This is a genomic window from Corynebacterium zhongnanshanii (genome assembly GCF_014490575.1).
GTDB classification, from domain to species: Bacteria; Actinomycetota; Actinomycetes; order Mycobacteriales; family Mycobacteriaceae; genus Corynebacterium; species Corynebacterium zhongnanshanii.
On sequence record NZ_CP061033.1, the window covers coordinates 1,542,213 to 1,566,487 of the forward strand.

Annotated in this window: 20 protein-coding genes; 7 read left to right on the forward strand and 13 right to left on the reverse strand. The window is 63.5% G+C overall.

Going from position 1 to position 24,275, the window contains the following annotated elements:
* The first annotated feature begins 134 nt into the window (after positions 1–134).
* The 3 genes from IAU67_RS06875 (at position 135) to IAU67_RS06885 (ending at position 4,015) form a co-directional block, all read left to right on the forward strand.
* Positions 135–2,528 (forward strand): MMPL family transporter, encoded by a 2,394-nt coding sequence (locus tag IAU67_RS06875; protein ID WP_151841948.1) that lies wholly within the window; start codon positions 135–137, stop codon positions 2,526–2,528.
* A gap of 9 nt (positions 2,529–2,537) precedes the next feature.
* Entirely contained in the window at positions 2,538–3,206 is a 669-nt protein-coding gene (locus IAU67_RS06880; RefSeq protein ID WP_151841949.1) for a TetR/AcrR family transcriptional regulator, read from the forward strand.
* 83 nt (positions 3,207–3,289) lie between these two features.
* Positions 3,290–4,015, forward strand: coding sequence for a nicotinamide mononucleotide transporter family protein (locus IAU67_RS06885; protein ID WP_151841950.1), 726 nt, complete (start codon positions 3,290–3,292; stop codon positions 4,013–4,015).
* A gap of 33 nt (positions 4,016–4,048) precedes the next feature.
* On the opposite strand, the gene IAU67_RS06890 is transcribed toward IAU67_RS06885, so the two are convergent.
* Positions 4,049–5,086, reverse strand: a complete 1,038-nt coding sequence (locus IAU67_RS06890) for a 3-hydroxyisobutyryl-CoA hydrolase (RefSeq protein ID WP_187767877.1) — start codon at positions 5,084–5,086, stop codon at positions 4,049–4,051.
* Between the two features lie 46 nt (positions 5,087–5,132).
* Positions 5,133–6,011 (reverse strand): polyphosphate kinase 2, encoded by an 879-nt coding sequence (gene ppk2 / locus IAU67_RS06895; protein ID WP_151841952.1) that lies wholly within the window; start codon positions 6,009–6,011, stop codon positions 5,133–5,135.
* A 91-nt stretch (positions 6,012–6,102) separates the two neighbouring features.
* Here ppk2 and IAU67_RS06900 point away from each other — a divergent pair, with 91 nt between their 5' ends.
* Complete coding sequence (locus IAU67_RS06900; protein WP_151841953.1) at positions 6,103–6,738, forward strand: hypothetical protein; 636 nt, start codon at positions 6,103–6,105, stop codon at positions 6,736–6,738.
* 38 nt (positions 6,739–6,776) lie between these two features.
* Here the strand turns inward: IAU67_RS06900 and IAU67_RS06905 are convergent, their stop codons facing one another.
* From IAU67_RS06905 to IAU67_RS06935, 7 genes are all read right to left on the reverse strand, one after another.
* Positions 6,777–7,097, reverse strand: a complete 321-nt coding sequence (locus IAU67_RS06905; protein ID WP_151841954.1) for a putative quinol monooxygenase — start codon at positions 7,095–7,097, stop codon at positions 6,777–6,779.
* A 58-nt stretch (positions 7,098–7,155) separates the two neighbouring features.
* Entirely contained in the window at positions 7,156–8,970 is a 1,815-nt protein-coding gene (locus IAU67_RS06910; protein ID WP_151841955.1) for an alpha/beta hydrolase, read from the reverse strand.
* A 2-nt stretch (positions 8,971–8,972) separates the two neighbouring features.
* Positions 8,973–10,880: an ABC-F family ATP-binding cassette domain-containing protein gene (locus IAU67_RS06915; protein ID WP_151841956.1), complete on the reverse strand. Its 1,908-nt coding sequence runs from the start codon at positions 10,878–10,880 to the stop codon at positions 8,973–8,975.
* Between the two features lie 78 nt (positions 10,881–10,958).
* The gene (locus tag IAU67_RS06920) at positions 10,959–11,891 is read right to left on the reverse strand and encodes a 4-(cytidine 5'-diphospho)-2-C-methyl-D-erythritol kinase (RefSeq protein WP_151841957.1); all 933 of its coding nucleotides are present in this window, start codon (positions 11,889–11,891) and stop codon (positions 10,959–10,961) included.
* A complete protein-coding gene (gene rsmA / locus IAU67_RS06925; protein ID WP_151841958.1) occupies positions 11,888–12,874 on the reverse strand; it encodes a 16S rRNA (adenine(1518)-N(6)/adenine(1519)-N(6))-dimethyltransferase RsmA in 987 nt (328 codons plus the stop codon). Before rsmA ends, IAU67_RS06920 begins: the two co-directional genes overlap by 4 nt.
* Before the next feature lie 37 nt (positions 12,875–12,911).
* Positions 12,912–14,081 carry a resuscitation-promoting factor gene (locus IAU67_RS06930; protein ID WP_151841959.1) on the reverse strand — a complete coding sequence of 390 codons (1,170 nt, stop codon included), beginning with the start codon at positions 14,079–14,081 and terminating at the stop codon, positions 12,912–12,914.
* Between the two features lie 284 nt (positions 14,082–14,365).
* Complete coding sequence (locus IAU67_RS06935) at positions 14,366–15,256, reverse strand: TatD family hydrolase (RefSeq protein WP_151841960.1); 891 nt, start codon at positions 15,254–15,256, stop codon at positions 14,366–14,368.
* A 182-nt stretch (positions 15,257–15,438) separates the two neighbouring features.
* Between IAU67_RS06935 and IAU67_RS06940 the strand changes: the two genes are divergently transcribed.
* Together IAU67_RS06940 and fmdA are read left to right on the forward strand one after the other, a co-directional pair.
* Positions 15,439–15,726: an FmdB family zinc ribbon protein gene (locus tag IAU67_RS06940; protein WP_151841961.1), complete on the forward strand. Its 288-nt coding sequence runs from the start codon at positions 15,439–15,441 to the stop codon at positions 15,724–15,726.
* A gap of 9 nt (positions 15,727–15,735) precedes the next feature.
* Positions 15,736–16,989 carry a formamidase gene (gene fmdA, locus IAU67_RS06945; protein WP_151841962.1) on the forward strand — a complete coding sequence of 418 codons (1,254 nt, stop codon included), beginning with the start codon at positions 15,736–15,738 and terminating at the stop codon, positions 16,987–16,989.
* Positions 16,990–16,995: 6 nt separating this feature from the next.
* Here fmdA and metG read toward each other — a convergent pair whose 3' ends face one another.
* The 3 genes from metG to rsmI all read right to left on the reverse strand — a co-directional run bounded on the left by metG (position 16,996) and on the right by rsmI (position 21,983).
* Entirely contained in the window at positions 16,996–18,843 is a 1,848-nt protein-coding gene (metG, locus tag IAU67_RS06950) for a methionine--tRNA ligase (protein ID WP_151841963.1), read from the reverse strand.
* 101 nt (positions 18,844–18,944) lie between these two features.
* Positions 18,945–20,918: a BCCT family transporter gene (locus IAU67_RS06955; protein ID WP_151841964.1), complete on the reverse strand. Its 1,974-nt coding sequence runs from the start codon at positions 20,916–20,918 to the stop codon at positions 18,945–18,947.
* Positions 20,919–21,095: 177 nt separating this feature from the next.
* Complete coding sequence (rsmI, locus tag IAU67_RS06960) at positions 21,096–21,983, reverse strand: 16S rRNA (cytidine(1402)-2'-O)-methyltransferase (protein ID WP_151841965.1); 888 nt, start codon at positions 21,981–21,983, stop codon at positions 21,096–21,098.
* A 44-nt stretch (positions 21,984–22,027) separates the two neighbouring features.
* Between rsmI and IAU67_RS06965 the strand changes: the two genes are divergently transcribed.
* Positions 22,028–23,530, forward strand: a complete 1,503-nt coding sequence (locus IAU67_RS06965) for a dolichyl-phosphate-mannose--protein mannosyltransferase (RefSeq protein ID WP_342355610.1) — start codon at positions 22,028–22,030, stop codon at positions 23,528–23,530.
* A 7-nt stretch (positions 23,531–23,537) separates the two neighbouring features.
* Here IAU67_RS06965 and IAU67_RS06970 read toward each other — a convergent pair whose 3' ends face one another.
* Positions 23,538–24,257, reverse strand: a complete 720-nt coding sequence (locus IAU67_RS06970) for a zf-HC2 domain-containing protein (RefSeq protein WP_151841966.1) — start codon at positions 24,255–24,257, stop codon at positions 23,538–23,540.
* Between the last annotated feature and the right edge of the window lie 18 nt (positions 24,258–24,275).

A 24,275-nucleotide genomic window follows, 5' to 3' on the forward strand; every position in this document is an offset into this window, starting at 1 on the left:
CCCTTTAGTGCGCGCGGCGGGGAGGCACACGCTGGGCGTCGAAATAAAAAATATTGCAGAGGTTGCGCAAAATTACAGCGCGTCGGTAAACTTGCGCGGGTCAAGCATAAACCTACGATCCCACAAGGACACTCATGGCACAGTTCCTCTACCGCCTCGGCAGAAGCGCCTACGCACATAAATGGCGCTTCCTGGCCGCGTGGCTGATCCTCATCATTGGAGTCGGCACCGCTGCGGCCACACTCCAGAAACCCACCGACGACAACTTCACCATCCCCGGCCTGGAATCCGTGGACACCATGGAACGCCTGCAAGAGGAGTTCCCGAACGCCCAAGGGCAATCCCTGGACGCGCCCACCGGCACGCTGGTGGTGCGCGCCCCCGACGGCAAAACCCTGGCCGATGAGTCCGTGGCCAGCACCGTGAACCACCTGCTGGAACAGCTGAAAACCAAGGACTACCTGGCCAACACAGACGAGCTAGTCTCCCCCGTCATGGCCGCCCAGGGCATGACGCAACAGCTGACCGAAGCCAAAAAAGCCCAAGGGATGCCGGAGGAGCAGATCGCCCAGGACATCGCGGCGCTGTCCCCGCTCTCCAAAGACCAGCGCATCGGCACCATCTCCGTGACGTTCAACGCGGACAGCAGCGCGGACGTGCCACTGGCGGATAAGGAAGACTTCGCCGCCACCGTGGAGGCGAACCAGGGCGCCCTCACCGCGGGTTGGTCCGGCAACGCCTTCCAGAACGCAGAGATGGACATGACCTCCGAGCTGATCGGTCTGGCCGTGGCGGCCATCGTGCTGATCGCCACGTTCGGCGCGTTCGTGGCCGCGGGGCTGCCGCTCGTCACTGCGGTGATCGGCGTGGCGATGGGCACGGGACTGGTGTTCGCCTCCACCGCGTTCATCGACAGCGTATCCTCCATGACCCCCACCCTGGCCTCCATGATCGGCCTGGCCGTGGGCATCGACTACGCCCTGTTCATCCTGGCGCGCTTCCGCAACGAGCTGGTCGCGCACGTGGGCGGGCAGGACTTGAGCCCGAAGGAGCTGGCCGCCAAGCTGAAAACCATCCCCGCGGCCACCCGCGCGCACCTGGCCGGCCTGGCCGTGGGCAAGGCAGGCTCCGCGGTGGTGTTCGCCGGTCTAACCGTGCTGATCGCGCTGTCCGCGCTGTCCATCATCGGCATCCCGTTCCTGACCACCATGGCGCTGTCCGCCGCGGTGACCGTGGCGCTGGCCGTGATCATCTCCGTGTCCCTGCTGCCAGCCATCATGAGCTTGCTAGGCACGAAGCTGTTCGCGGGACGCGCGCCGATCGTGAAGGCACCGGACCCGGAGAACGAAGCGCCCACCATGGGCTTGAAGTGGGTGCGTATGATCCGCGCACGCCCCTGGATCTTCGCCATCGCCTCCGTGGCTCTGCTGGCCGTGCTAGCCATCCCCGCCACGAACCTGCGCTTGGCCATGCCCACCGACGGCACCATGACCAAGGGCTCCCCGAACCGCGTGGCCTACGAGATGACCGAAGAGGGCTTCGGCGCCGGACGCAACGCGCCGATGATCGCGCTGGTGGAGTACGGAGACGCCGAGCAGGCCCAAGCCAAACAAGCCGTCCTCACCAAGGCCCTGGAAACCTTCCAGTCCACCGACGGCATCGCCAACGCCCAACTAGCCGCCACCAACGGCGACCCCAAGAACCCCCAGGACCTGGGCACCGCCGCGCAGATCATGATCACCCCGAAGTACGGCGCTACCGACGAGCGCGCCGCCGACGTCCTGGACAACCTCCGCGCCCACGAGGCCTCCTTCGAAACAAAAACCGGCGGCACCTTCGCCATCACCGGCATCACGCCAATGTTCGAGGACATCTCCCAGCAGCTGCAGGACGCTCTGATCCCGTACATCTCCATCGTGCTGGTCCTAGCCTTCCTGCTGCTCATGGTTGTGTTCCGCTCCATCTGGGTCCCACTGCTGGCAGCCCTGGGCTTCGGCCTGTCCGTCGCCGCGACCTTCGGCGTGACCGTGGGCCTGTGGCAAGAGGGCATGCTGGGGCTGATCAACGATCCTCAGCCGCTCGTCTCCTTCCTGCCCATCATGCTGATCGGCATTGTCTTCGGCCTGGCGATGGACTACCAGGTGTTCCTGGTAACCCGCATGCGCGAGGGCTGGGCGCACGGCAAGACCGCCGAAAACGCCACCGCCAACGGCTTCAAGCACGGCGCCCGCGTGGTCACCGCCGCAGCGCTCATCATGATCAGCGTGTTCGCCGCGTTCACCACCCTGGACCAGCCGTTCATCAAGGTGATGGGATTTGCGCTGGCTGTGGCCGTGTTCTTCGACGCCTTCATCGTCCGCATGGTCCTCATCCCCGCCACCATGTTCCTGCTGGGTGAGCGCGCCTGGGCGATCCCCCGCTGGCTGGATAAAATCATTCCATCCGTGGACGTGGAAGGTGAGTCCCTGCAGGGATTATCTGAATCCGACGCCCAGCCTGCCACCCCCGCAGCCCGCCCTGAAAGCTAAGGTGTTGTGATGGATTCGCCCTCTCAGCCCCAGCCCACCGTGGGCCTTCGGGAACGCAAAAAGGCAGAGACGAAGGATCGGATCGCGCGCGCGGCCGTGGAGAAGTTCGTCACCCTCGGCTCCGAGGGTGCCACCATCGGAGCCATCGCAGAGGCGGCCACTGTCTCCCCGCGCACGTTCCACAACTATTTCCACCACCGCGAGGATGCCCTGATTCACTTCTGCGTGAACTACGTGGCCCAGGTGACGGACGCGATCCGCGCCATGCCCGCGGACCACGATCCGATCATGGCCCTGGAGTCCTATATCGAGGAGTTCATGGCCCGGCCCGCCGATGATCTGCGCGGCTGGTCCACGCTCTCCCGGGTGGGAAACCATCTGGCCTCCTACTATCAGGGGTTGATGGAATCCCCCGCAGGGGCGTCGGGCTCCATGACGGAATCGGAGCACCCACAGGGACTCGCCATGCTACGTCCCCTCGTGGCGGCGCTGCAGGAACGCAGCAACGGTACGCTGCCCGAGTTCCAGGGATACCTGCTGCTGACCTTCGCCATGAGCATCACGGACACGGTGCAGGGCATGCGCTACCTGGACCCCAGCATTGACGCTGCCGCCACCGCGCGTTTCATTCACGACGGATTCAATAGCCTCCGCGAGGGCTTTCACTTTAGGAAATAGCCTTTCACGCCTGTGATGCACCTGTCCCCCGGGAGTTGCCCGATTTCCACAATCGGCAGCCCCCGGGGGACAATGTGTGAGTTATGGAGACAGACTCACTCTTCCTCACGCTGCTCAACGCCACCGCCTACGTGGGTGGGGTGCCCATCCTGTGGCGCGAGATCATCGGCAACGCCTTCGGCCTCGCCTCCGCGATCGGCGGCATGCGGCGCGTGGTGTGGGCCTGGCCCGTGGGCATCGTGGGCAACATCCTGCTGTTCACGGTCTTCATGGGCGGGCTGTTCCACACGCCCCAGGACCTTGACCTTTACGGGCAGGCCGGGCGGCAGGTGATGTTCCTGATCGTCTCCGTGTACGGATGGTGGCGCTGGTCCAGCGCGAAACGGCGCGGCATGCGGGAATCACACACCACGGACCCCAGCCGCTCGATTGTCTCCGAACCCGCGGAATCCACCGCCGCCGTGCAGCCCCGGTGGGCCAGCACGTCCCAGCGCATCGGGATGCTGGTCTTCGCGGTGGTGTGCACATGCGTGTGCGCGGTGGTGTTCCAGGCGTTGGGAAGCTGGGGGCCGTGGGCCGACGCCTGGATTTTCACCGGCTCCATCCTCGCCACCTACGGCATGGCGCGCGGCTGGACGGAGTTCTGGCTGGTGTGGATCGCGGTGGACATTGTGGGAGTGCCGCTGCTGCTCACGGCCGGCTACTACCCGTCCGCGGCGCTGTATGTGGTCTACGGGGCCTTCGTGGTGTGGGGGTTTGTGGTGTGGTTGCGGGTGCAGAAGCGCGCGCCCGAGGCGGCCGGCGCTTAGGCTGCGTGGCCCGGCGGCGCTTAGGCTAGCACGTCAGTCCAGTAGCTCCCGCCACGCCGCAGCATCCACCGCTGAGGACTCCGCCGGATCAAACGTCGCGGTCCGGTCCTTGTCCACCAGCACAGCCCGCACGCCCTCGGCGAAGTTCGGCTGGTGCCGCAGCGCGGTCCCCACGGTTAGCTCGTTGCGCAGCGCCGTATCCACATCCACGGCCGCCGCGCGCTCAAACATCTCAAAGCCCGCCACCTGGCTGGTCGGGTTCGCCGAGTCCAGCTGGTCCTTCAGCGCGCTGCGGAACTCCTCGCTCAGCTCAGTGTTGCTTACGCCGTCGCGCAGCGCGGCTTCCACGTCCACCCACGAGTCATGAGACAACGCTTCCCGGATAAAGTCCGCGTGGCTCGCCAACTGACTCTCGCCCGCCTCCTCCACCGGCAGGGTTCGGCGTTGCAGCACCTGCTCAATGTCGTCCTCGCGAAGCTCCTCCACAATCGACGCCGGGTTCTCCACCAAATGAGTTCCCAACCCCGTCCACAGCATGTCCGCGGGGCTCAAACGCCATCCGGTCAGCCCGATGAACTCCCCGATTTCCTTGCCCACGGGCAGGTGCGTCAGCACGTGCGACATCCCGACGTCGGGCACAAATCCAATTGCTGCCTCCGGCATCGCACCCAGCGTGGTGCTGGTGACCAGGCGGTGGGATCCGTGCGCGGAGATTCCGAAGCCGCCGCCCATCACCACCCCATTGAGCAGGGCAACCAGGGGCTTCGGGAAGGACGCCATGCGGGAGTTCAGACGGTACTCTTCCTCAAAGAAGGTATTGCCGGCCTCGAAGTCGCCGTCCAGGTCCCGCTCCCGGACCCAACGGACGTCCCCTCCCGCGCAGAAGGCGCGCTCCGTGCTGGAGGCGATGACGATCACGTCGACGGAGCTGTCCTGTTCGAAAAGATCCAACGCCTGATCAATACCACGGATCATGTCTACCGTCAGACTGTTGAGGGCCTTGCTCCTGTTGAGTTCAATAACGCCACACCGGCCCTGTGTGAATGCCCTGAAGTCATCGTGAGTAATCATGCCTTCCATGGTGGCACACTCACGATGTTCGGGCAGCAAAAATAGACTATTTCTGCTCGGACTTCTTGGCCTTCTTGGACTTCTTAGAGCTCTTAGTCTTCTTAGACTTCTTCGGCTTCTTCTCTAGCGCCGCGGCGGCATCCGGAACATAACGGAAGCTGGTGCGCGCTGGACGCTCATACTTATCGTCCTTGTTCTCCGGGCGCTCGGGGATCGACGGAACATTCTTCTCCACGTATTCCCACGGGATGGTGTTCAACAGGTGGTTGATCACGTTGATGCGGGAGCGCTTCTTGTCCTCGGACTCCACCGTGTACCACGGGGCGGACGGGATGTCCGTGTGCACGAACATCTCGTCCTTCGCACGCGAGTAGTCCTCCCACCGGGTGATGGACTGCAGGTCCATGGGGGACAGCTTCCACTGGCGCAGCGGATCGGATTGGCGGGACTTGAAGCGCTTGATCTGCTCCTCGTCGGACACGGAGAACCAGTACTTCCGCAGGATGATGCCATCTTCCACCAGCAAACGCTCGAAGATGGGAGCCTGGTGAAGGAAACGGCGGTATTCCTGGGTGGTGCAGAAGCCCATCACACGCTCCACACCAGCGCGGTTGTACCAGGAGCGGTCGAAGATCACGATCTCGCCCGCAGTTGGAAGCTTTTCAATGTAGCGCTGGAAGTACCACTGCCCCTGCTCCCGAGAGTTCGGGGCGGGCAGCGCTTCCACGCGGCAGGTTCGTGGGTTGAGGTATTGGGTGATGCGCTTGATGGCGGATCCCTTACCCGCAGCGTCGCGGCCCTCCATCACGATGACCACACGCGCTCCGGTCTTCACGACCCACTGCTGGAGTTCTACAAGCTCGGCTTGAAGGCGTTCAAGCTCTTTTTCATACTTTGCTTTGTCTAGTTTCGCAGGCTTGCTCATACTTCTCACTGTATTCCACCCGGGGATTCTCTCCAATCCGGTCGGCCTCGCGTATTCTCAATCCGGCTCACCTCGCGTATTCTTTTTAGCGATGAACCTTTCCCTCCTCGGTGCGGTAGCCCCCTTCGCACTCATCGATTCCCTCAACCTTCTGCTGTTTGCCTTCATATTCCTGCTGAGGGTGACTCATGGAGACCAACGGAATAGGTTTGTGGGGCAAGCCTCGCTGGTTCTCTGCGCCGACTACCTGGGCATACTTGCGGCGTGCGGGGTGATCCTCTCACTTCTTCACGTCAGTGCGATTGATCCCGCAGTGGTTTTGGAATCTGCTTTCTTTGGCCTGGCTTTTATCGCATTGGGGCTTGTGGCGTTGTACGGAACCTGGAAAGGGAAATCCATCCTGGCCGGCGCGCGAAAGCTTTTGGGGTCCTTTTCCCGCAATATTGTCGCGCTTCTTGGCCTCGGGTTTCTTACCGGACTGATCCAATCCTTGACGTCCCTGCCTTTCTGGGGCGGCATCATGTATGCGCTGGGCAACGAGGAGGAGTTGCAGGCCCACTACTTCTCGCTGGCGTATTCAAGCCTGGCGATCTCAACCCCACTCGTCCTATTTATTGCGGTGGCAGCGATGAAGCCGCTGCCTGAACGTGTGCTCCAACGCCACGAGCGCACGTGCAATTGGGCCATCGCCATTCTTCTCACGCTCTTGGGCGTGATGCACCTGTAAGTCAGCGTTCGCCGGCTTACAGGTAAGGCAGACAGTGCTTAGACCTGGAACTCCGCCATGCGGTCCCACTCGGTCTTTCCTTCGATGGTGGTGTTGATGATCTCCGGGGTCTCCAGAAGAAGCTTCGGCAGATCCACGCACGCCTTCTTGAAGTGGTCCGATTCCACGTGGGCTACGTCGTGACCGTCCTTGAAAGCCTCAGACAGCAGGTACTCGTTAGGGTTTTCCTCCGAGCGGTACCAGTTAAACCACAGGCATCCCTCTTCGGCGCGAGTTGCCTCAGTGAACTCGGTGACCTGCTGGCGGAAAGTATCGACGAACTCGGGCTTGGGCAGGAACTTCACGTTAATCAAAATCATGCGTCCCAGCCTAACGATCCTCCAGCTCGGCTGCCAGCATGCGTGAGACGCACGCTGGCTATGGCTGCTTCACACCCACTTCTTTTTCCGGCCCCTGGTGAGCCATCGCAGCGTTGAGCTCCGCCTCCAGGCGATCCCGGCGCGCTTCAGTAAAGCCCTCGCCACCCACCAGAGCCATGAGCCCCGACAGCACCGAGTTTCCATAGTTGTGCCCGTGCCCGTTCGGCACATTGGCCGCCACAGGCAGGTCCAGGGTGACCTGCCAGAAGGTCACGAACGGCATCCAGTGCATGGACGCGGAGCGGTCAAACCCAGGGGGTTCCTTCAGCCAATCCGGCTCCTCAAACAGCAGCCGCGGCGACCACCACACCACCGGATCCGAGGGGTGCTGGATAAACAGCACGCGCGGGAAGCGCCACCCATGTGGGCTCTCTAGCGCTGGGTCTTCCTTCGGCCACTGCCAGATCTCGTCCTCATTCTGGGCAAAGCGCACGCTCAAACCGCCGGCATATTCCGGGCTCACCTCTGGCGAACCGGGATCCCTGCGGTCCACGAAGTCCCGCCATAGCGTGTTGGAGTTCGGCGGGCCCAGCCACAGCACCCCGTCCACGGAGGAGACGATGTCCCGCAAGCCCGAAAACGCGCCGGCCCCCGCCGAGGTGCCCAGGGACTCGCCATAGACATACAACTTCGGGCGGTCATTCTCTGGGAGCGTTTGCCACCAGTCCACCACTGCCGTCACCAAGGCGGCGCCGGCTTCCTCCACGCGCTCCCGGTCGGCGAGCAACTGCACCACGCTGGGAAGGTAGGAGTACTGGGCAGAGGCAATGGCGGAGTCACCATCGAAAAGGAGCTCGAAGGCCTGCGCTGCCGTGGGGTTCACCCAGCCCGTTCCCGTGGCAGGGGCAACCATCAAGGCCTTGCGGTGTGCCGCCCCCGTGCGTTCCAGTTCCCGGACCACGGACTGGGCCCGTTCCTCGTCGTCCTTGCCGGCCTTCAGGCCCGCGTACACCCGGATGGGTTCTTTCGAGGGCCGTCCGGTGAGCTCCTCCAGTTCATCCTTATACAGGCCCAGAGATGTAAACCGGGTGCCGTAACCGCCCAGGTCCTCCCACGCATTTTCCGACGCTGTGCTGCCCGAACGCTCCGGAACCGTCGGCCGCTCCAGATCCTCCCGGATCTGTTGATCCTTGAGGGAAAACACGCGCTCAGCACCGCCCACAATCGCACCGGGCAGCACGGAATCCACCAGGACCAACACCAGCACGAACGCCACGATCCAGGCGTAGATCTGGCTTCCCTTCTCCCCCAGCTTGGAACCCACGCGGCTGCGCTGCAGGCGATCCACCAGCTTCAAGAATCCCTTGCCCACCAGCACCAGCAGAGCCCACAGGCCTAGTCCTACCGGTAGTATCAACAGGAACTGCCCGGCGCTATAGGCCTCGGCATCCGTCAGTGCCGCGACCTCCTGTTGCCAGTGCACGGCAAACAGCGACCACAGAATCAGGGCTACAACTACCAGTAGTACTAAAACCGCCTCGGCGATGGTCTTCAGTTTTGTGACGGCCTCGTCGGACGGGCGCTTCGGCGTCGAATATCGGGACAACCACGCAGCACCCGCATCAAATCCCCGCTCAGCCACACCCTTGAACTCCTCCAGGCGGGGTTCCATGCGACGCTCCAGCCAAGAGTTCCACACCCAATGCACAAACACACCCACGGCATAGCCCGTCCCCGCGGACAAGCCCGCGCACACCCCCTGGAACAGCCAATCACGCGGCAGAATAGACGGGGTCAGCGACAGGGCAAACATCAGCGCACCGACCAGCAGGCCCACAGAATCGACGTGCGCCTCCCACTTATCACGCGCCATCGCTAGCCCTCGAGCTTCTCGCCGAACTCAAGCCACTGCATCTCCAGCTCCTCGCGCTCGGCGGTGGCGGCCTGCAGCTGCACATCCAGGGAGCTCAGCAACTCGGCATCGACGGCCCCGCCCGTGGAGACGTCAGCGGCCTCCGCCATCTGGGCATGGATGTCCTCGATCTTCTGCTCCGTCTTGGCGAGCTTGCGCTCCAGCGCCTTCATGTCCTTGTGCAGCTGGCGTTCCTCTTGGCTGCTCAGGCCGTTGTTGGACTGGCTGGTGGCGGAGGTCGAAGAGCTGGAGGAGCTGGTGGCGGAGGTCGACGAGGTAGCCGCGGTCGCAGAGCCCTGGCGGTCCGCGCCGATGTCCAGCACGTTATCGTTGCGCCCCGCCGCAGCCTGCAACTCCGCACGGCGCTGCAGGTACTGCTCAATCCCGCCGGGGAGATTGGTGAGCGCCCCATCTCCAAACAGAGCCCACGTGCTATCGCACACACGTTCAATTAGGTAACGGTCGTGGGAAATCACCACCATGGTGCCAGGCCAACCGTCCAGGAGGGACTCCAGCTCCTGGAGGGTATCGATGTCCAGGTCATTGGTGGGCTCGTCCAGCAGCAACACGTTCGGCTCGGCCATGAGCACGCGCGTGAGCTGCAGACGCCGGCGCTCACCACCGGACAGGTCCCCCACCGGAGTGCGCTGACGCTTCGCGGAAAAGCCCAGCCGCTCCGCCAGCTGGGAAGCGGACAGTTCCTTATCGCCGAACATCACATAGCTCGCCACGTCCTGCACCGCGTCCAGCAGGCGCCGGGTGGGATCCAGATCATCCAACTCCTGCCGCAGCCAGCCCAGGCGCACGGTCCGACCCTCGATGCGCTTACCGGAGTCCAAAGCTGCTTCCCCGGCCAGGGCGCGCAGTAGCGTGGTCTTGCCGGAGCCGTTCACGCCCACCAGGCCGATGCGCTCGCCGGGGCCGAGGCGCCACGTGACGTCCTGGATCAGCACGCGACCATCCGGGGTGGACAGCGTGGCGTCCTCCAGCTCGATGACCTTCTTTCCCTGGCGGCGCGCCGAAAAAGCCATGAGCTCCACCGAGTCACGCACCGGCGGCACGTCCGAGATCAAGGCCTCGGCAGCCTCGATGCGGTAGCGCGGCTTGGAGGTGCGCGCCGGCGCCCCGCGGCGCAGCCACGCCAGCTCCTTGCGCGCCAAGTTCTGCCGGCGTTGCTCCGCCGCATCGGCCTGCCGGGCGCGCTCGGCACGGGCGAACGTCCAATCGTTATACCCGCCCTCGTAAATGTCCACCGTGCCGTCGTGCACTTCCCACGTGGTGGTGGCGACGGTATCCAGGAACCAACGATCGTGCGTGACCACCACCAGCGCGGTGTTCCGCCCCAACAGATGATCAGCGAGCCACTGCACACCCTCCACGTCCAGGTGGTTGGTGGGCTCGTCCAGGATCAGCAGGTCCAGGTCCTGCACTAGCGCGGCCGCCAGGCCCGTCCTGCGCCGCTCGCCACCAGACAGATCCCGCACTCGCGTGTCCAGCCCCAGCTCCGGAATGCCCAGCCCATTCAACACGGCGCGCACTTTCGAGTTCCCCGCCCACTCGTAGACCTCCAGCCCCAGCGGCGCCAGAATCGCGTCCGCCACAGTCATGTGCGCGTGCGCCTCATCCACCACGGCTTCGCGCAGCACGTCTTGGGTGACCATCGCCATGCGCAGGTCATTGTTGTGGGACACGCGGCCGGAATCCGGGGTGTCCGACTGCGCCAGGATCTTCAGCAGCGTGGACTTGCCGCCGCCGTTGAGACCCACCACGCCCACACGATCGCCCGTGTTCACGCCCAGGCTGACCTGCGACAACAGGGTTTTGAGCCCGTAGGACTTGTCGACGTTTTCGAGGTTGATGAGGTTTGCCACCGTGGCATGTCTCCTAACGCTGGGGTTGTTGGGAAGGGTGTTGGGAAGGTTTTAAACTGCGCCGAACGTGCACGCGCCTTAGATCAGATGCGCGCCCACACCCGGCGAGCTGGTCACGGCCGTAGTGCTGGCGGTGCCGGACACGGCCACCGCCGTGGCGACGTCCACCGCGTGTTCCTCGGAGTCGCACAGCATGGCGATGGTGGGGCCGGAGCCGCTGACAATCGCCGCGATTGCGCCCGCCTCCGCCGCCTGCGCCAGCGTCTCCCTCAAACTAGGCATGAGGCTGATCGCAGGGGCCTGCAGATCGTTCGCGAGCAGCGCCCCAAGCCGATGCGGATCCCCGCTGAGCAGCGCCTGCATCACACCATCAGGCGCCCCGGCCCGCGGCATGTCCTTCGCCGCGCGCTGCTCGTCGAGCTTCGCAAACACCGTCGGCGTGGACAGCCCCCGCTTATCCGTTGCGATGGCCCAGTGATACTGCCCGCGGGTGGGCACATTCACCAGCTCCTCCCCCTTTCCAGTACCAAGGGCGGTACCACCCAGCAGACAGAATGGAACGTCCGCCCCGAGCGTTGCGGCCAATCCCATCAACTCGCGCTGGTCAATATCCATCCCAAAATATTCGACGCCGGCCCGCAACGCCGCCGCCGCATCCGCCGAACCACCGGCCATCCCACCTGCGACGGGAACTTCCTTCGTGATGTGGATGTGTGGGAATGCGGGAGCATCCTCGGCGTGGTACTGCCCGCGGTACTGCTCTCTGTGCTGCGCCAGAAGCTCCACCGCGCGCCACGCGAGGTTGGAGCTATCCGTCGGCACGAGGTGCGCGCTGTGCCCCTCCACTGTCAGCTGCGGTTCTTCGCCCGGCTCCGGGGCGGACAGCCGCACCTGCTCGCGCAGGTTCAGCGATTGAAAGATGGTGGTGAGCTCGTGATAGCCATCGGGCCGTACATCCCCCACGCTCAGGTGGAGGTTCACCTTGCCATGTGCCACGGCAGTAACACTCATCGGGTTCGCTCCTTCCCACCAGAACCAGCAGCTGAACGGTCGCCAGAGCCGTCTACGGAACCGGCAGCCTGATCCTTCGCGATCACAGCCTGCGCCAGCCGCACAAAGTCCGCGGTGGAGAGCTTCTCTCCCCGCTCCTTTGGGTCGATGCCTGCGGCCACCAGCATGTCCTCCGCTACCTGGGCGCCACCGAAGTAGCTAGACAACGCCGCCCTCAAGGTCTTGCGCCGCTGCAGGAACGCAGCATCCGCCAGCGCAAACACGGTCTTCTTCAGGTGCTGATCGTCCACATCCCACGGAGCGTCCTGGGGATCGAAACGGTCCATGCGGACCAGGCCCGAGTCAATCTTCGGGGCGGGCCAGAACACATTCTTGCCGATGGTGGCGGCCCGGGTCACCGACCCGTAGAACCCAGCCTTCACGCTCGGCACACCATAGATCTTGCTTCCCGGCGAGGCTGCCAGCCGGTCGGCAACCTCCAACTGCACCATCACCAGCACCCGGTGGATCGTGGGAAACTCGTCCAACAGGTGCAGCAGCACCGGCACAGAGACGTTGTAAGGAAGGTTCGCCACCAGCGCGGTCGGCATCGGTTGGTCTGCCGCCTCAAAGTCCGCCTTCGTGACGGCCAACGCGTCCTGGTGCAGCACACTTAGGGTATCCGCCACGGCGGGGGCCCTGTCCGCGCAGGTGAGAGGCAGTTGGTGAGCAAGCCGGGCGTCGATCTCCACGGCGGTCACGCCCTGCACCACGTCCATCAAGGCCAGGGTGAGGGAGCCCAGCCCCGGCCCGACTTCAACCACATGATCGGCCGGGCCCACTTCTGCAGCGGCGACGATTTTGCGCACCGTGTTGGGGTCGTGCACAAAGTTCTGACCTAGCTTTTTGGTCGGCGAGACATCCAGCTGCTCGGCGAGTTCCCGCACCTGCGGGGGGCCAAGCAGCTGGACGCGCGAGGAGGATGATTCTTCTGCAGAAGGCATAACCCTCATTATGCTTCACACGGCATGAAAAGCGCTATTAGCGCAGACCCAGCTTCGAGGTGCAGGACGGCCAGGCGCCCCAGCCCTGGGACGCACGCACACGCTCAGCCACAGCGATCTGCTGCTCGCGCGTGGCCATGTGAGCGGCCGGAGCGTACTCCGTACCACCGAAGCCAGCCCAGGTGGATGGGGAGAACTGCAGGCCACCCTGGTAGCCGTTGCCGGTATTGATGGCCCAGTTTCCACCGGACTCACACTGAGCGATGGCATCCCACACGGAGCCGTTCGCCACCGATGGTGCGGCGGCGCCGGTGTTCGAAGCGGCCACCGTGGCAACCTTCTTGGTGCCGCGCTTAACCACGGACTCCTTTGGCTCCGTCAGGGTTTCCTTGTTCAGGACATCGCGCTTCGTTTCCTGATCGTTTTCACGACGGACGTTGAAGGTGACCTTCTCGCGGCCTGGGGTGCCTGGGTCGAGGACCTTCTCTTCGCCCTCGTTCATCTCCGGATCGTCTTCGTAACGCACGGGTGCTGGGATGTCCTGCTCCACGGTCTCCTCGCCCTCGGTGACGCGGAAGACATCGATGTGCATGCCCTCGGTCAGCGGGGTGTCCGCCGGTGGCTCCACCACGTCCTCAGGTCCCAGAGGCTTGCCGTGCATCGCCAGGGCCTCGCCCACGGTGCGGGCTGGCAGGCTCAAGGTGCCTGGCTTTCCGCCGTTGTTCAGCGTGAACTTCTTGGACGTGGTGATGTCCAGATTCATGCCATCCACTGGAATCTTGCTGGAGGCACCGGAGGAGAGGAGACTTTCGGCGTCGTTGTGTCCCAGCTGCTTCAGCAGATCACGGATGTTATCCGCGGTGGTGTTCACGGTCTGCGTCTGGCCGTCGATGACCAGGGAGACCTGGCGGGAGGAACGAACCTTGATGTGAGAGTTATCGGAAATGGACTCGGACAGCGCCGGGGTGACCAGATCCTGATCGTCGATCTCCACGCCAGCGGCCTGGAGGGCGCCCTTCACGTCACCGGACATGGTGGAGGCGTTGATGATCTTGCCGTCCACGTCCAGGACAACATTCTTGTGGGCCGCGACGGCCACGCCACCACCAACAACCAGGGTGGCCAACATGCCGCCGGTAGCCACGCGCATGGGGGTGTTGCTGGTCTTATTGATGCGGTGCAGGCGTGACTTCTTCTTTGGTGACACGATGTGTTGGACCTTCCGGTGATTCGCTTACTGTGGTGTTTCTCCAGGCTGGGTGCGTGAGGGTGCAGCCAGGAACAAGTGAACTAAGGTAACAATACGGTAACAAAACCTGAACGCCAAACCTTAAAACATAATTATGGGTCAATTCACATCAGGGTGCGTCACGCGCGAAAACTGCAGTCACAGGAATGTTCACGGACCCCGTTTGCCCCAGGATCCGCTCCCCCAGGAAGGTGTGAGGATATAAGTATCAAGCTAGACCGGGCACTCAGGCTAGGCCGAACTCACGCCAGGCCGAACACCCGGCGCGCCGTCTCCGACGACTGCAGCGCCACCTCCTCCGGAGCACACCCGCGCGCCTCGGCCACCACGCGCGCCGTGTAGCCCACATACGCCGACTCGTTGCGCGCACCCCGGAACGGCTCCGGAGTCATGAACGGCGCATCCGTCTCCACCAGGAACTGACCTTGCGGCGCCTCGGCCGCCGCCTGGCGCAGCTCCTCGTTGCGCTTGAACGTGGTGTTGCCACAGAAGGACAGCACATAGCCGCGCTCCAGGAACTCCCGCGCCACATCCAGCGGTGAACTGAAGCAGTGCATGATGACCGTCTCGGGCTTTGGAGCATAGTCCAGCACGCGCAGGAGGTTCTGGTCTGCCTCCCTGTTGTGGATCATCAGCGCCTTGCCCGTGCGCACGGCCAGGTCGATGTGCCAGCGGAAGATCTCCTCTTGCACCTCTAACGGGGCGGTATCCTCATCTTTTCCGATCCAGTACTCGTCCAGGCCCGTCTCCCCGATCGCCACGCAGCGCGGGTGGGCCGCCAAGTCTTCCAGCTGAGTTTTTACGTGGTCCGTGACGGTGTGGGCCAGCGTCGGATGAACGGCAACGGCAGCATAGACACGCGGATCCATCTCCGCGGCGCGCACGGCAGCGACGGTTTCCTCCAGGCCATCGCCCACCGTGCAGGCGTGTGTCACGCCCACGGCCTGCGCACGGTCCATGATCTCCTGCACCCCGGTGGCGTATTCCTCATCCGTGAGCGTCCGGCCCTTGATCTCCACGCCGCGGCTGGCGACGATCTTACGCACGGTGGAATACAGGTGCGTGTGCGCGTCGAACAGGGGGTGCAGCGGCTCGGGAGGAACGGGCGTGGGGCGGGACTTCTTCTTGGCCATGCGTCCCAGCGTAACAACAACTATTTTTTACACGCATGTTTCGCCGGGGCATCGGCGCTATTACATGGGGTGCGCTTCTGTGAATTGCTGATAAAACACAGCCGTTTTTTACCCCGACAAGGCCTTACCCGGGGAAGAATGTATATCAACAGAACAATCTTGCCTGACAGTGAGGAGACCTTATGCCCTGGTACGAATTCAGCTGCTCCGAAGGACACGTGACAGAACGGCCGTTTTCCATCGCAGAGAACAAGCGGAGCATCGAGTGCCCGACGTGCACGCTTCCCGCCTCGCGGATCATCAGCGCGCCGTCCACGCCACGGTCCAACCCGGTCCACTCCGCGCTGATCACAGCCACCAAGGAGACCGCGCACACACCCGATGTGGTGAGTTCCGTGCCTGCATCCGGGAATCGGCGCCCCACCCCCGTCAGCACCAATCCTCTCCACCGCACGCTTCCCCGCGCATAAGGACATCACATGCCACAGAACATCTTCCCCCTCGACAGCACCAAGCCCTTTACCGACCAAGAAAAGCTGGGCCACAACCGGTGGCACCCAGACATCCCGCCCGTGGCGTGCGTGAACCCCGGCGATAGCTTCCGCGTGGACTGCCGCGAATGGTTCGACGGCGCCATCAACAACGACGACTGCGCCGACGACATCCGCGACGCTCCCCTCTCCACAGTCCACGCCCTCTCCGGCCCCTTCCACGTGACCGGGGCGAAACCCGGCGATCTGCTGATCGTGGACATCCTCGACGTAGGCCCCATCCCCCAGGAGGAAGGACCACTGGCGGGCCAAGGGTGGGGATACACCGGCATCTTCGCCAAGAAAAACGGCGGCAGCTTCCTCACCGACCAGTTCCCGGATGCATACAAGGCCGTGTGGGACTTCAGCGGGCAGAAGGCCACGTCACGCCACATCCCCGGCGTGGAGTTCTCCGGCATCATCCACCCCGGCCTCATGGGAACAGCCCCCAGCCACGATCTGCTGCAGCGGTGGAATCAGCGCGAAGCCGCGCTGATTGCCACCGACCCGGAGCGCGAGCCACCCCTGGCACTGCCGCCAGAGCCGGACAACGCCATCCTGGGAGGCCTGACCGGCGAGCGCTACACCAGCGCCGCACGAGAAGCAGCACGCACCGCTCCCCCACGAGAAAACGGCGGGAACCAGGACATCAAAAACCTCTCCAAGGGAACCCGCGTGTTCTACCCGGTCTATGTGGATGGGGCGAACTTCTCCGTGGGTGACCTGCACTTCTCCCAAGGAGACGGCGAGATTACCTTCTGCGGCGGCATCGAAATGAGCGGCTACATCGATCTGCACGTGGACATCATCAAGGACGGAATGGCTAAATACAACGTCACGGAAAACGCCATTTTCATGCCGGGAAATCTGGAGCCGCAGCATTCGCAATGGCTCGCTTTCTCGGGAACGTCCGTCACGCTCGATGGTGAGCAGCGCTATCTGGATTCCCACTTGGCGTATCAGCGCGCCTGCCTGCACGCCATCGAATACCTCACCACATTTGGCTGGACTCCCGAGCAGGCCTACCTCCTGCTGGGCGCCGCCCCCATCGAGGGCCGCTTCTCCGGCGTGGTGGATATTCCCAATGCCTGCGCCACCGTGTATCTTCCGGTGGACATTTTCAGCATTGATATTCGGCCGGGAGCGGGACCACAACCCACCATCGATCCGGGTATCGGCGCCCCACGCTCCTCGTTTGACTAACGCAGCCTAGCCGTCCACCCGGGCCCACTCCGGCCCGGTCTGGGCCAGCTCCGGATCCAGCTTCGCGAACAGCGGCTTCGGCTTGGACAGCGGCACGCCCGGCTTCAGGTCGATGCGCTTCCACACCGCCTGCTGCTGGGTGTAGTCACCCATAATCACGGGGTAGCTGCGGCCTTCCTCCGGCACGCCTGCACCCACGGGCTTCAGTGGGGAATCATCCACGACCTCTACCACGTCCGGCTGCGCCGCCCACTGGCCCTCGCCGCCCAGGGTCTCGAAGACCTTCTGCGCGGAAAATGGCAGGTACGGGGTCATCAGCGTATTGATGTCGGCGACCACCTGCAACGCCGTGTACAGCACGGTCGCAAGGCGCTGCTCGGCTGCGGCGTCGCCCTCCTTGGCTAGCTTGGCCAGCTTCCAGGGCTCGGTGGCCGCGATGTACTGGTTGGCCTTGCCGGCGATGCGCATTGCCTCGGTGATGCCGGCCTTGAACTTGGAGCGGGACAGCGCCGCGGCCACGGTATCGTACGCGGCCTGCGCCTCGTCCAGCAGCGCCTGATCCTCCTGTTGGAACTCACCCGGCTGCGGGATCTCCCCGAAGTTCTTGTGCGCCATGGACACCGTGCGGCTGATCAGGTTGCCCCACTCGTTGGCCAGTTCGGAGTTGATGCGGCGCACGAACTCGTCCCACGTGAAGTCCGTGTCCATGGTCTCCGGGCCGGCCACGGCAATGAAGTAGCGCAGCGCATCCGGGCCGAACTCCTTCAGGAAGTCGCGGACGTAAATCACCACGCCCTTGGAGGAGGAGAACTTGGAGCCGGACATGGTGAGGAACTCAGAGGAGACCACCTCCGTGGGCAGGTTCAGCTCCTTCAGCTCACCAACCGTGCCGCCCTTGCTGCCCTTGCCGGCGTACCCCAGCAGCTCAGCGGGCCAAATCTGGGAGTGGAACGTGATGTTGTCCTTGCCCATGAAGTAGTAGGACACGGCCTCGGGGTCGTTCCACCATGTGCGCCATGCTTCCGGATTGCCCGTGCGATGTGCCCATTCAATCGACGCCGACAGGTAGCCCACGACAGCGTCGAACCAGACATACAGCTTCTTGGCGTTGTTATCCTGCCAGCCCTCAATCGGGATCGGCACACCCCAGTCGATGTCGCGACTCATCGCGCGGGGGCGGATGTCCTCCAGCAGGTTCAGGGAGAACTTCAGGACATTCGGGCGCCAGTCCTTGCGCTCCTTCAACCACGCGGTGAGCTCCTCGGCGACCGCGGGAAGGTCCAGCATGAAGTGCTCGGTATCCACGAACTCAGGGGTTTCCCCGTTGATCTTGGAGCGTGGGTCGATCAGGTCCTCGGGGTCCAGTTGGTTTCCGCAGTTATCGCACTGGTCGCCGCGGGCATCGGTGGCCCCACAGATGGGGCAGGTTCCCTCGATGTAGCGGTCAGGCAGGGTGCGGCCGGTGGTGGGGCTGATGGCACCGCGGGTGGTTTGGGTGACCATGTAGCCGTTTTCGTAGAGGCCCCGGAACAGTTCCTGCACCACGGCGTAGTGGTTGCGGGTGGTGGTGCGGGTGAACAGGTCGTAGGACAGGCCCAGGCCGGCCAAGTCCTCGACGATGATGCGGTTGTAGCGGTCGGCGAGTTCCTGGACGGTCACGCCTTCCTTCTCCGCCTGGACGAGCAGTGGGGTTCCGTGCTCGTCGGTTCCGGAGACCATCAGAACCTCGTTGCCGCACATTCGCTGGAAGCGAGCGAAAACATCGGAGGGAACACCAAATCCGGCGACGTGTCCGATGTGGCGGGGGCCGTTTGCATACGGCCATGCAACAGAGATCAAATAGCTTTGGGACATGCTGTCTAGGATATTAGATCTGCTCAAGCAATGTACAAACAGCCCCCACCGGCGGTAACGCTGATCGCGTTTTCCGGAGGGGGCTGTGTGTACTGTTTCCGCTACTTCTTCTCAGAGTCGGAAGAGGGGTTCGGGTCGATGTCGTGAGTCTCGGCGTACTCGATGTACGCATCGGAGGCCTCCTGAGCATCGCGGGCTGCCTGCTGGGCTGCCTCCACGATGTGCTCAATATCGGAAACCTTCACCACCTCGACCACTTCGTTGCCGTCGAAGACCTCGTGCTTGTTGGACGCGGCCTCGGCGGTGGCGGCGGCAACGGCTGCAGAGCCGTTGCCTTCGCCCGGCGCGGCCGATGGGCCGTGCTGCTTGCCCAGGCGCTTGCGGGTGTTCTGGCGGCGCTGCTCGTTGACGCGACGCTCCTTGGCCACGCGCAGGGCGAACTGGCGCTGCGCCTTCTGGTCCAGGTACAGCGGGTCGTCGGACAGGGCCTTCGGGATCGCGAACATCAGCGCGATGATGATCAGGGTGAACGGCGAGGCCGCCACGATCGTGATGGTCTGCAGGTTGCTCAGGGAGTCATCACCACCGGTGGTGAGCAGCACCACGGCAATGAGGGCGGTCAGCGCTCCCCACAGCACGGACACCACTGGGGATGCTACCTCGCGGCCATGCTGGGACATGGTGCCCATCACGGTGGAGGCGGAGTCCGCCGAGGTGATGAAGAAGGTTGCCAGCAGGATCATCGCAATGATGGAGCTGATCTGTCCCAGAGGCATGGTGTCCAGCAGGGAGAACAGCTGCTTGGTTGGGTCGCCGTCGCCCCAGATGGACTGGCCGATCTCCTCCAGGTGCATCGCGGATCCACCGAAGATGGAGAACCACACGATGGTCACCAAGGTGGGAACGGTCAGCACCACGATCACAAACTCACGGATGGTGCGTCCGCGGGAGATGCGGGCCAGGAACATGCCCACGAAGGGGGACCAGGAGGTCCACCATGCCCAGTAGAAGATCGTCCAGGAGGACAACCAGGAGGACGCGTCGTGGGAGGAGTTCGCGGTGCGGGAGGCGTTCACGAAGAAGTTCTGCAGGTAGGAGCCCAGGGTGGTGGGAACCAGGTTCAGGATCACCACGGTGGGGCCCACGATCAACACGAACAGCGCCAGGATCGCGGCGGTGACCATGTTGAAGTTGGAGACGTACTGAATGCCCTTACCCACACCGGAGGCGGCGGAGGCCAGGAAGAACACAGACAGCACAACAATGATGCCCACCAGTGTCCAGATGCCGGGGTTGTGCAGGAGTCCCACGGAGTCCATACCGGACGCGATCTGGGTAGCGCCCACACCAAGCGATGCGGCGGTACCGAACACCGTGGCGAAGATAGCCAGCACGTCGATGGCCTTACCGATGGCGCCGGTGGCGCGCTTCTCACCGATCAGGGGCGCGAAGGCGGCACTGAGCAGCTGCTTACGGCCCAGGCGGTAGGTGGTGTAGGCGATGGCCAGACCCACGATGGCGTACAGGGACCATGGGTGCAGACCCCAGTGGAACAAGGTGGTGGACAGTGCGGTGGACACGTCCTCGGTCTCGGATCCGGGCACTCCGTCGCGGTAGAAGGTCAGCGGCTCGGTCACACCGTAGAACATCAGACCAATGCCCATACCGGCGGCGAACATCATAGCCACCCAGGACGGAGTGGAGAACTCAGGCGACTCGTTGTCCTTACCCAGGCGGATGTGGCCGAAGCGGCTAAAGGCAATGAACAGAATGAAGGCCACGAACAGGGAGCCCACCAGCACGAAGAGCCAACCCCAGTCAGAGACCAGGTAGTCCAGTGCCGCACTGGAGAAGCTGGAGAAGCTGTCCTTGGAGAACAATGCCCACAGCAGAACGGCCAGGATGAGGCCTGCGGCGGGGATGGTCACGGACATGTTGATGCTGGCGTTTTCGTCCAGCTGTACCGTGTCATCCGTATCGACGTCCTGCCCCTGCGGATTCACATCCGGGGTGCCGGACTCCGTGTGATCGAGTTTTTTCGGGCTCGACGAACCCTTCTCTTGAGAAACAGTCATTCCTCCAGGGTGCTGATTTTTCTGCAGCTTTTCAACGAAAGAGCACGTGAAAGCCCCTGACAACACGGTTGTGCGGTACCTGCCCAACACCCAAGTCCCAGCGTTTTCACAGGTTGGGTGGTTGTTCGCCTCCCTATCACCCCAAAAACTGAGAAGTTACTGAGAATTTTGCTCGGGCTATTGCTTTAGCGCCACCACTGCGTCATACAGCGCCTTTTTACTCACCCCGTGGGCCGCAGCAACCTCTCCCGCCGCAGCCTTGAGCCGCTCCCCCGCAGCCACCCGACGCTGCACCTCGCTCACCAGGTCCTCCACGGCAACATCGCCCGACGCATCGGCGGCGGCGTCGATCACCACACAGATCTCACCCTTAACCCCGCCGGCGGCCCACTCGGCCAGCTCGCCCAGCGTGCCACGGCGCACCTCCTCGAAGGTCTTCGTCAGTTCACGGCACACCGCGGCCCGGCGCTGCTCCCCCAGCACCTGCGCGCCCGCCGCCAACGTATCGGCGATGCGATGCGGCGATTCGAAGAAGCACACCGCCCGCGGCTCCTGCGCGAAGCTTTCAAAGAACGTCCTGCGCTGCCCGTTCTTCCGGGGCGCGAAACCCAAAAACGTGAAGTGCCCCACGCCCAGGCCGGACAGGGCCAACGCGGTCGGCACCGCAGACGGGCCCGGCAGGCAGGTCACGGCCACGCCGGCTTCGTGCGCGGCGACTACCACGGGAAAGCCGGGGTCGGACACGGCCGGCATCCCGGCATCGGTCACCACCAGCACACGCTTGCCCAGCTGAGCCTGCTCCACCAGCCACCCGGCGCGCTCGGACTCATTGTGGTCGAAGTTGGACACCACCTGGCCCGTGATCTCCACACCCAGGGCGTCCGCCAAGCTCCGGGTCCGGCGGGTATCCTCCGCAGCGATGATGTCCGCGCTGCGCAGGGCATCTATCAGCCGGATCGACGCATCCAACGGATCCCCCAGCGGCGTGGCGGCGATCATAATCCCGCCGGATTCCACGGGCCGCTTGGCGCGGGCACGATCCAACAGACCTTCGATTTCTCCCATGGGTACAGCTTGCCACACAATGGCCACCGGATATATTGAAGAGCGTGCCCATCACGAAGATCGCCTCGCTCGCCACGCGCCAGCCTCACAACCCCCGCACCTGGCGGCTCACGCTGCTGACCCTGGCGATCTTCGGGTTCCTCACCCGGCTCATCGGCCTGAACCACCCCACCGATAGCCACACCCCCATCTTCGACGAGAAGCACTACGTCCCCCAGGCCTGGCAGATCGCTCGCAGCTGGACCAATCCCTTCCTGCCTGGCATGGAGGATAACCCCGGGTTCGGCCTGGTGGTGCATCCGCCGCTGGCCAAGCAGATCATGGCCGTGTTCATGCACATCTTCGGCTATAACCCGTGGGGTTGGCGCGTCGCCAGCGCGCTGGCTGGTGTGGCGGTGATTCTGCTCATCGCGGGTATTGCCCGGCGCCTGTCCGGCAGTCACCTGGTGGGTCTGCTGGCGGGTGTGTTTGCCCTGTGCGATGGCATTTTGTTCGTCACCGCACGCAGCGGCATGCTGGATCACCTGCAGACTCTCGCCGTGATGGCGGCCGCCTACTTCGCCGTCCGCGACGCCCACCAGACCACCGCCCGCTTCCGCCGCGTGCACGCCGAGGGGCGCGTGCACGATCACCCGTTCGGCCCGCGGATGGGCTTTCGCTGGTGGCGTTTTGGCGTGGCCGTGGCACTGGGGTGCGCCCTGTCTATCAAGTGGTCTGGGCTGTACTACATGGCCTTTTTCGGCGTGACCGTGGTGATCGTCGATTATCTCCGACGCCGCCGGTTCGGCGTATCCAAGCCACTGGTGGGCACCGCGGTGCTCGATGTGCCCCCTCACTTCTGTGCGGCCGTCATCTATCCCGTGGTGATCTATGTGCTGTCCTGGCGCTCCTGGTTTGCCTCCGAATCCGGGGTGTTCCGCCACGCGGTGGAGTCCGGCCGCTATGAGAGGACAGATGGGTGGGCATGGAGTTTCCTGCCGGACACGGTGCAGAACTTCATCTACTACCACGTCTCTGTCCTGAAGTTTCACAGTGAGCTGACCAACTCCAACGGCCACCACCACTCCTGGGAGTCCAAGCCGTGGTCCTGGCTGGCCACCACACGGTCGCTCATGTACTACAACCCGGATAGTTCCCAGGGCAAGCACACCGTGGTGCTGCTGGTCGGCACGCCCGCGATCTGGTGGCTGTGTGTGCCAGCGATCCTGTGGGCCCTGTGGTGCCTGGTTATTCGCAGGCAGCCCATGTGGCTTGTTCCCGTCATCGGTTTTGCCGCCGGTTTTCTTCCGTGGCTACCGCAAATGGACCGGCAAATGTACCTGTTTTATGCCACGAATCTTGCGCCATTTGTGGTGATGACCTTGGCGATGATCATGGGTCAGGTGTGGAATTCTCCGCGCTTAAGTCTGCGCTGGCGCCAGATCATTGTGATTGGATATTCCACCGTGGTGGTGTGGAACTTCCTGTTCTTCCTTCCGATTTATGCGGCCCTGCCGCTGAGTGACCTGGAATATGAGCTTCGGCTGTGGCTCCCCAGCTGGAGTTAGAGCAGAATTAACGCCCCGTGATGTCACTATTGGAGAAACTCAGCGGCTGAGCTGTGGCTGTTTTCCAGGATTGGCTGAGCGGCGTGAACAGGTGATGCCGGCCCAGCCAGCACACCACCAGAGCCACCACCGCGGCGAGGTTGAGGGCCAGTCCCCACAGTGGGTTGGCGCCACTATCCTCCGGTGCTAATCCGAACACCAAGTTCCTGGTAGCAAAGCCGGCACCAAAGGCCCACAGGGCAAGATAGATCGGGAGCATCGAGCTGGCCATCGCAGGCCGCACACCCGCGCACAGCAGCCCCACGGCAAGAGCGAAGCGGTACGTGGCGGCGTCGAACACATAACGGGCAAACTCCGGATTCTCCACAACAGGCCCGGCTACCTGGCCAAACAGCAGCGTCCCGGCCCAGCCGATGTTCACCACGGCCAGCAGCACCAGAACGATGCGGGCGATGAGCAAGGGGTACTGCCGGCTGCGGAAGGATCCGGTGGGAACGGCGTGGGTGGCCAAGAGTTGATCGGCCAAGGCTTCGCCCGACTGCTGGGGCTCGTCCTGCTGGCCCGCCACACCGATGTATAGGTCACGTCCCAGCGCCGTCACCGTGGCGTACCAGGACTGGCACTCGCGACAGGCGTCCAGGTGAGCGTCCACCACATCATCCGGCGCTGAGGTCGGCTCGCCATCCAGGCGTGCCGAAAGAGCCGCACGGACATCCTGACAATCCATTATTCACCGCCGAAAAAT

Excerpts from the sequence above, each read along its gene's own strand:
- IAU67_RS06875 (WP_151841948.1), top strand. The coding sequence starts at position 135 with ATGGCACAGTTCCTCTACCGCCTCGGCAGAAGCGCCTACGCACATAAA.
- IAU67_RS06970 (WP_151841966.1), bottom strand. The coding sequence starts at position 24,257 with ATGGATTGTCAGGATGTCCGTGCGGCTCTTTCGGCACGCCTGGATGGC.
- IAU67_RS06955 (WP_151841964.1), bottom strand. The coding sequence starts at position 20,918 with ATGACTGTTTCTCAAGAGAAGGGTTCGTCGAGCCCGAAAAAACTCGAT.
- IAU67_RS06905 (WP_151841954.1), bottom strand. The coding sequence starts at position 7,097 with ATGATTTTGATTAACGTGAAGTTCCTGCCCAAGCCCGAGTTCGTCGAT.
- IAU67_RS06920 (WP_151841957.1), bottom strand. The coding sequence starts at position 11,891 with ATGAGTGTTACTGCCGTGGCACATGGCAAGGTGAACCTCCACCTGAGC.
- rsmI (WP_151841965.1), bottom strand. The coding sequence starts at position 21,983 with ATGGGAGAAATCGAAGGTCTGTTGGATCGTGCCCGCGCCAAGCGGCCC.
- IAU67_RS06880 (WP_151841949.1), top strand. The coding sequence starts at position 2,538 with ATGGATTCGCCCTCTCAGCCCCAGCCCACCGTGGGCCTTCGGGAACGC.
- ppk2 (WP_151841952.1), bottom strand. The coding sequence starts at position 6,011 with ATGAGCAAGCCTGCGAAACTAGACAAAGCAAAGTATGAAAAAGAGCTT.
- IAU67_RS06890 (WP_187767877.1), bottom strand. The coding sequence starts at position 5,086 with ATGATTACTCACGATGACTTCAGGGCATTCACACAGGGCCGGTGTGGC.
- IAU67_RS06910 (WP_151841955.1), bottom strand. The coding sequence starts at position 8,970 with ATGGCGCGTGATAAGTGGGAGGCGCACGTCGATTCTGTGGGCCTGCTG.
- IAU67_RS06935 (WP_151841960.1), bottom strand. The coding sequence starts at position 15,256 with ATGGCCAAGAAGAAGTCCCGCCCCACGCCCGTTCCTCCCGAGCCGCTG.
- IAU67_RS06900 (WP_151841953.1), top strand. The coding sequence starts at position 6,103 with ATGAACCTTTCCCTCCTCGGTGCGGTAGCCCCCTTCGCACTCATCGAT.
- IAU67_RS06940 (WP_151841961.1), top strand. The coding sequence starts at position 15,439 with ATGCCCTGGTACGAATTCAGCTGCTCCGAAGGACACGTGACAGAACGG.
- rsmA (WP_151841958.1), bottom strand. The coding sequence starts at position 12,874 with ATGCCTTCTGCAGAAGAATCATCCTCCTCGCGCGTCCAGCTGCTTGGC.
- fmdA (WP_151841962.1), top strand. The coding sequence starts at position 15,736 with ATGCCACAGAACATCTTCCCCCTCGACAGCACCAAGCCCTTTACCGAC.
- IAU67_RS06885 (WP_151841950.1), top strand. The coding sequence starts at position 3,290 with ATGGAGACAGACTCACTCTTCCTCACGCTGCTCAACGCCACCGCCTAC.
- metG (WP_151841963.1), bottom strand. The coding sequence starts at position 18,843 with ATGTCCCAAAGCTATTTGATCTCTGTTGCATGGCCGTATGCAAACGGC.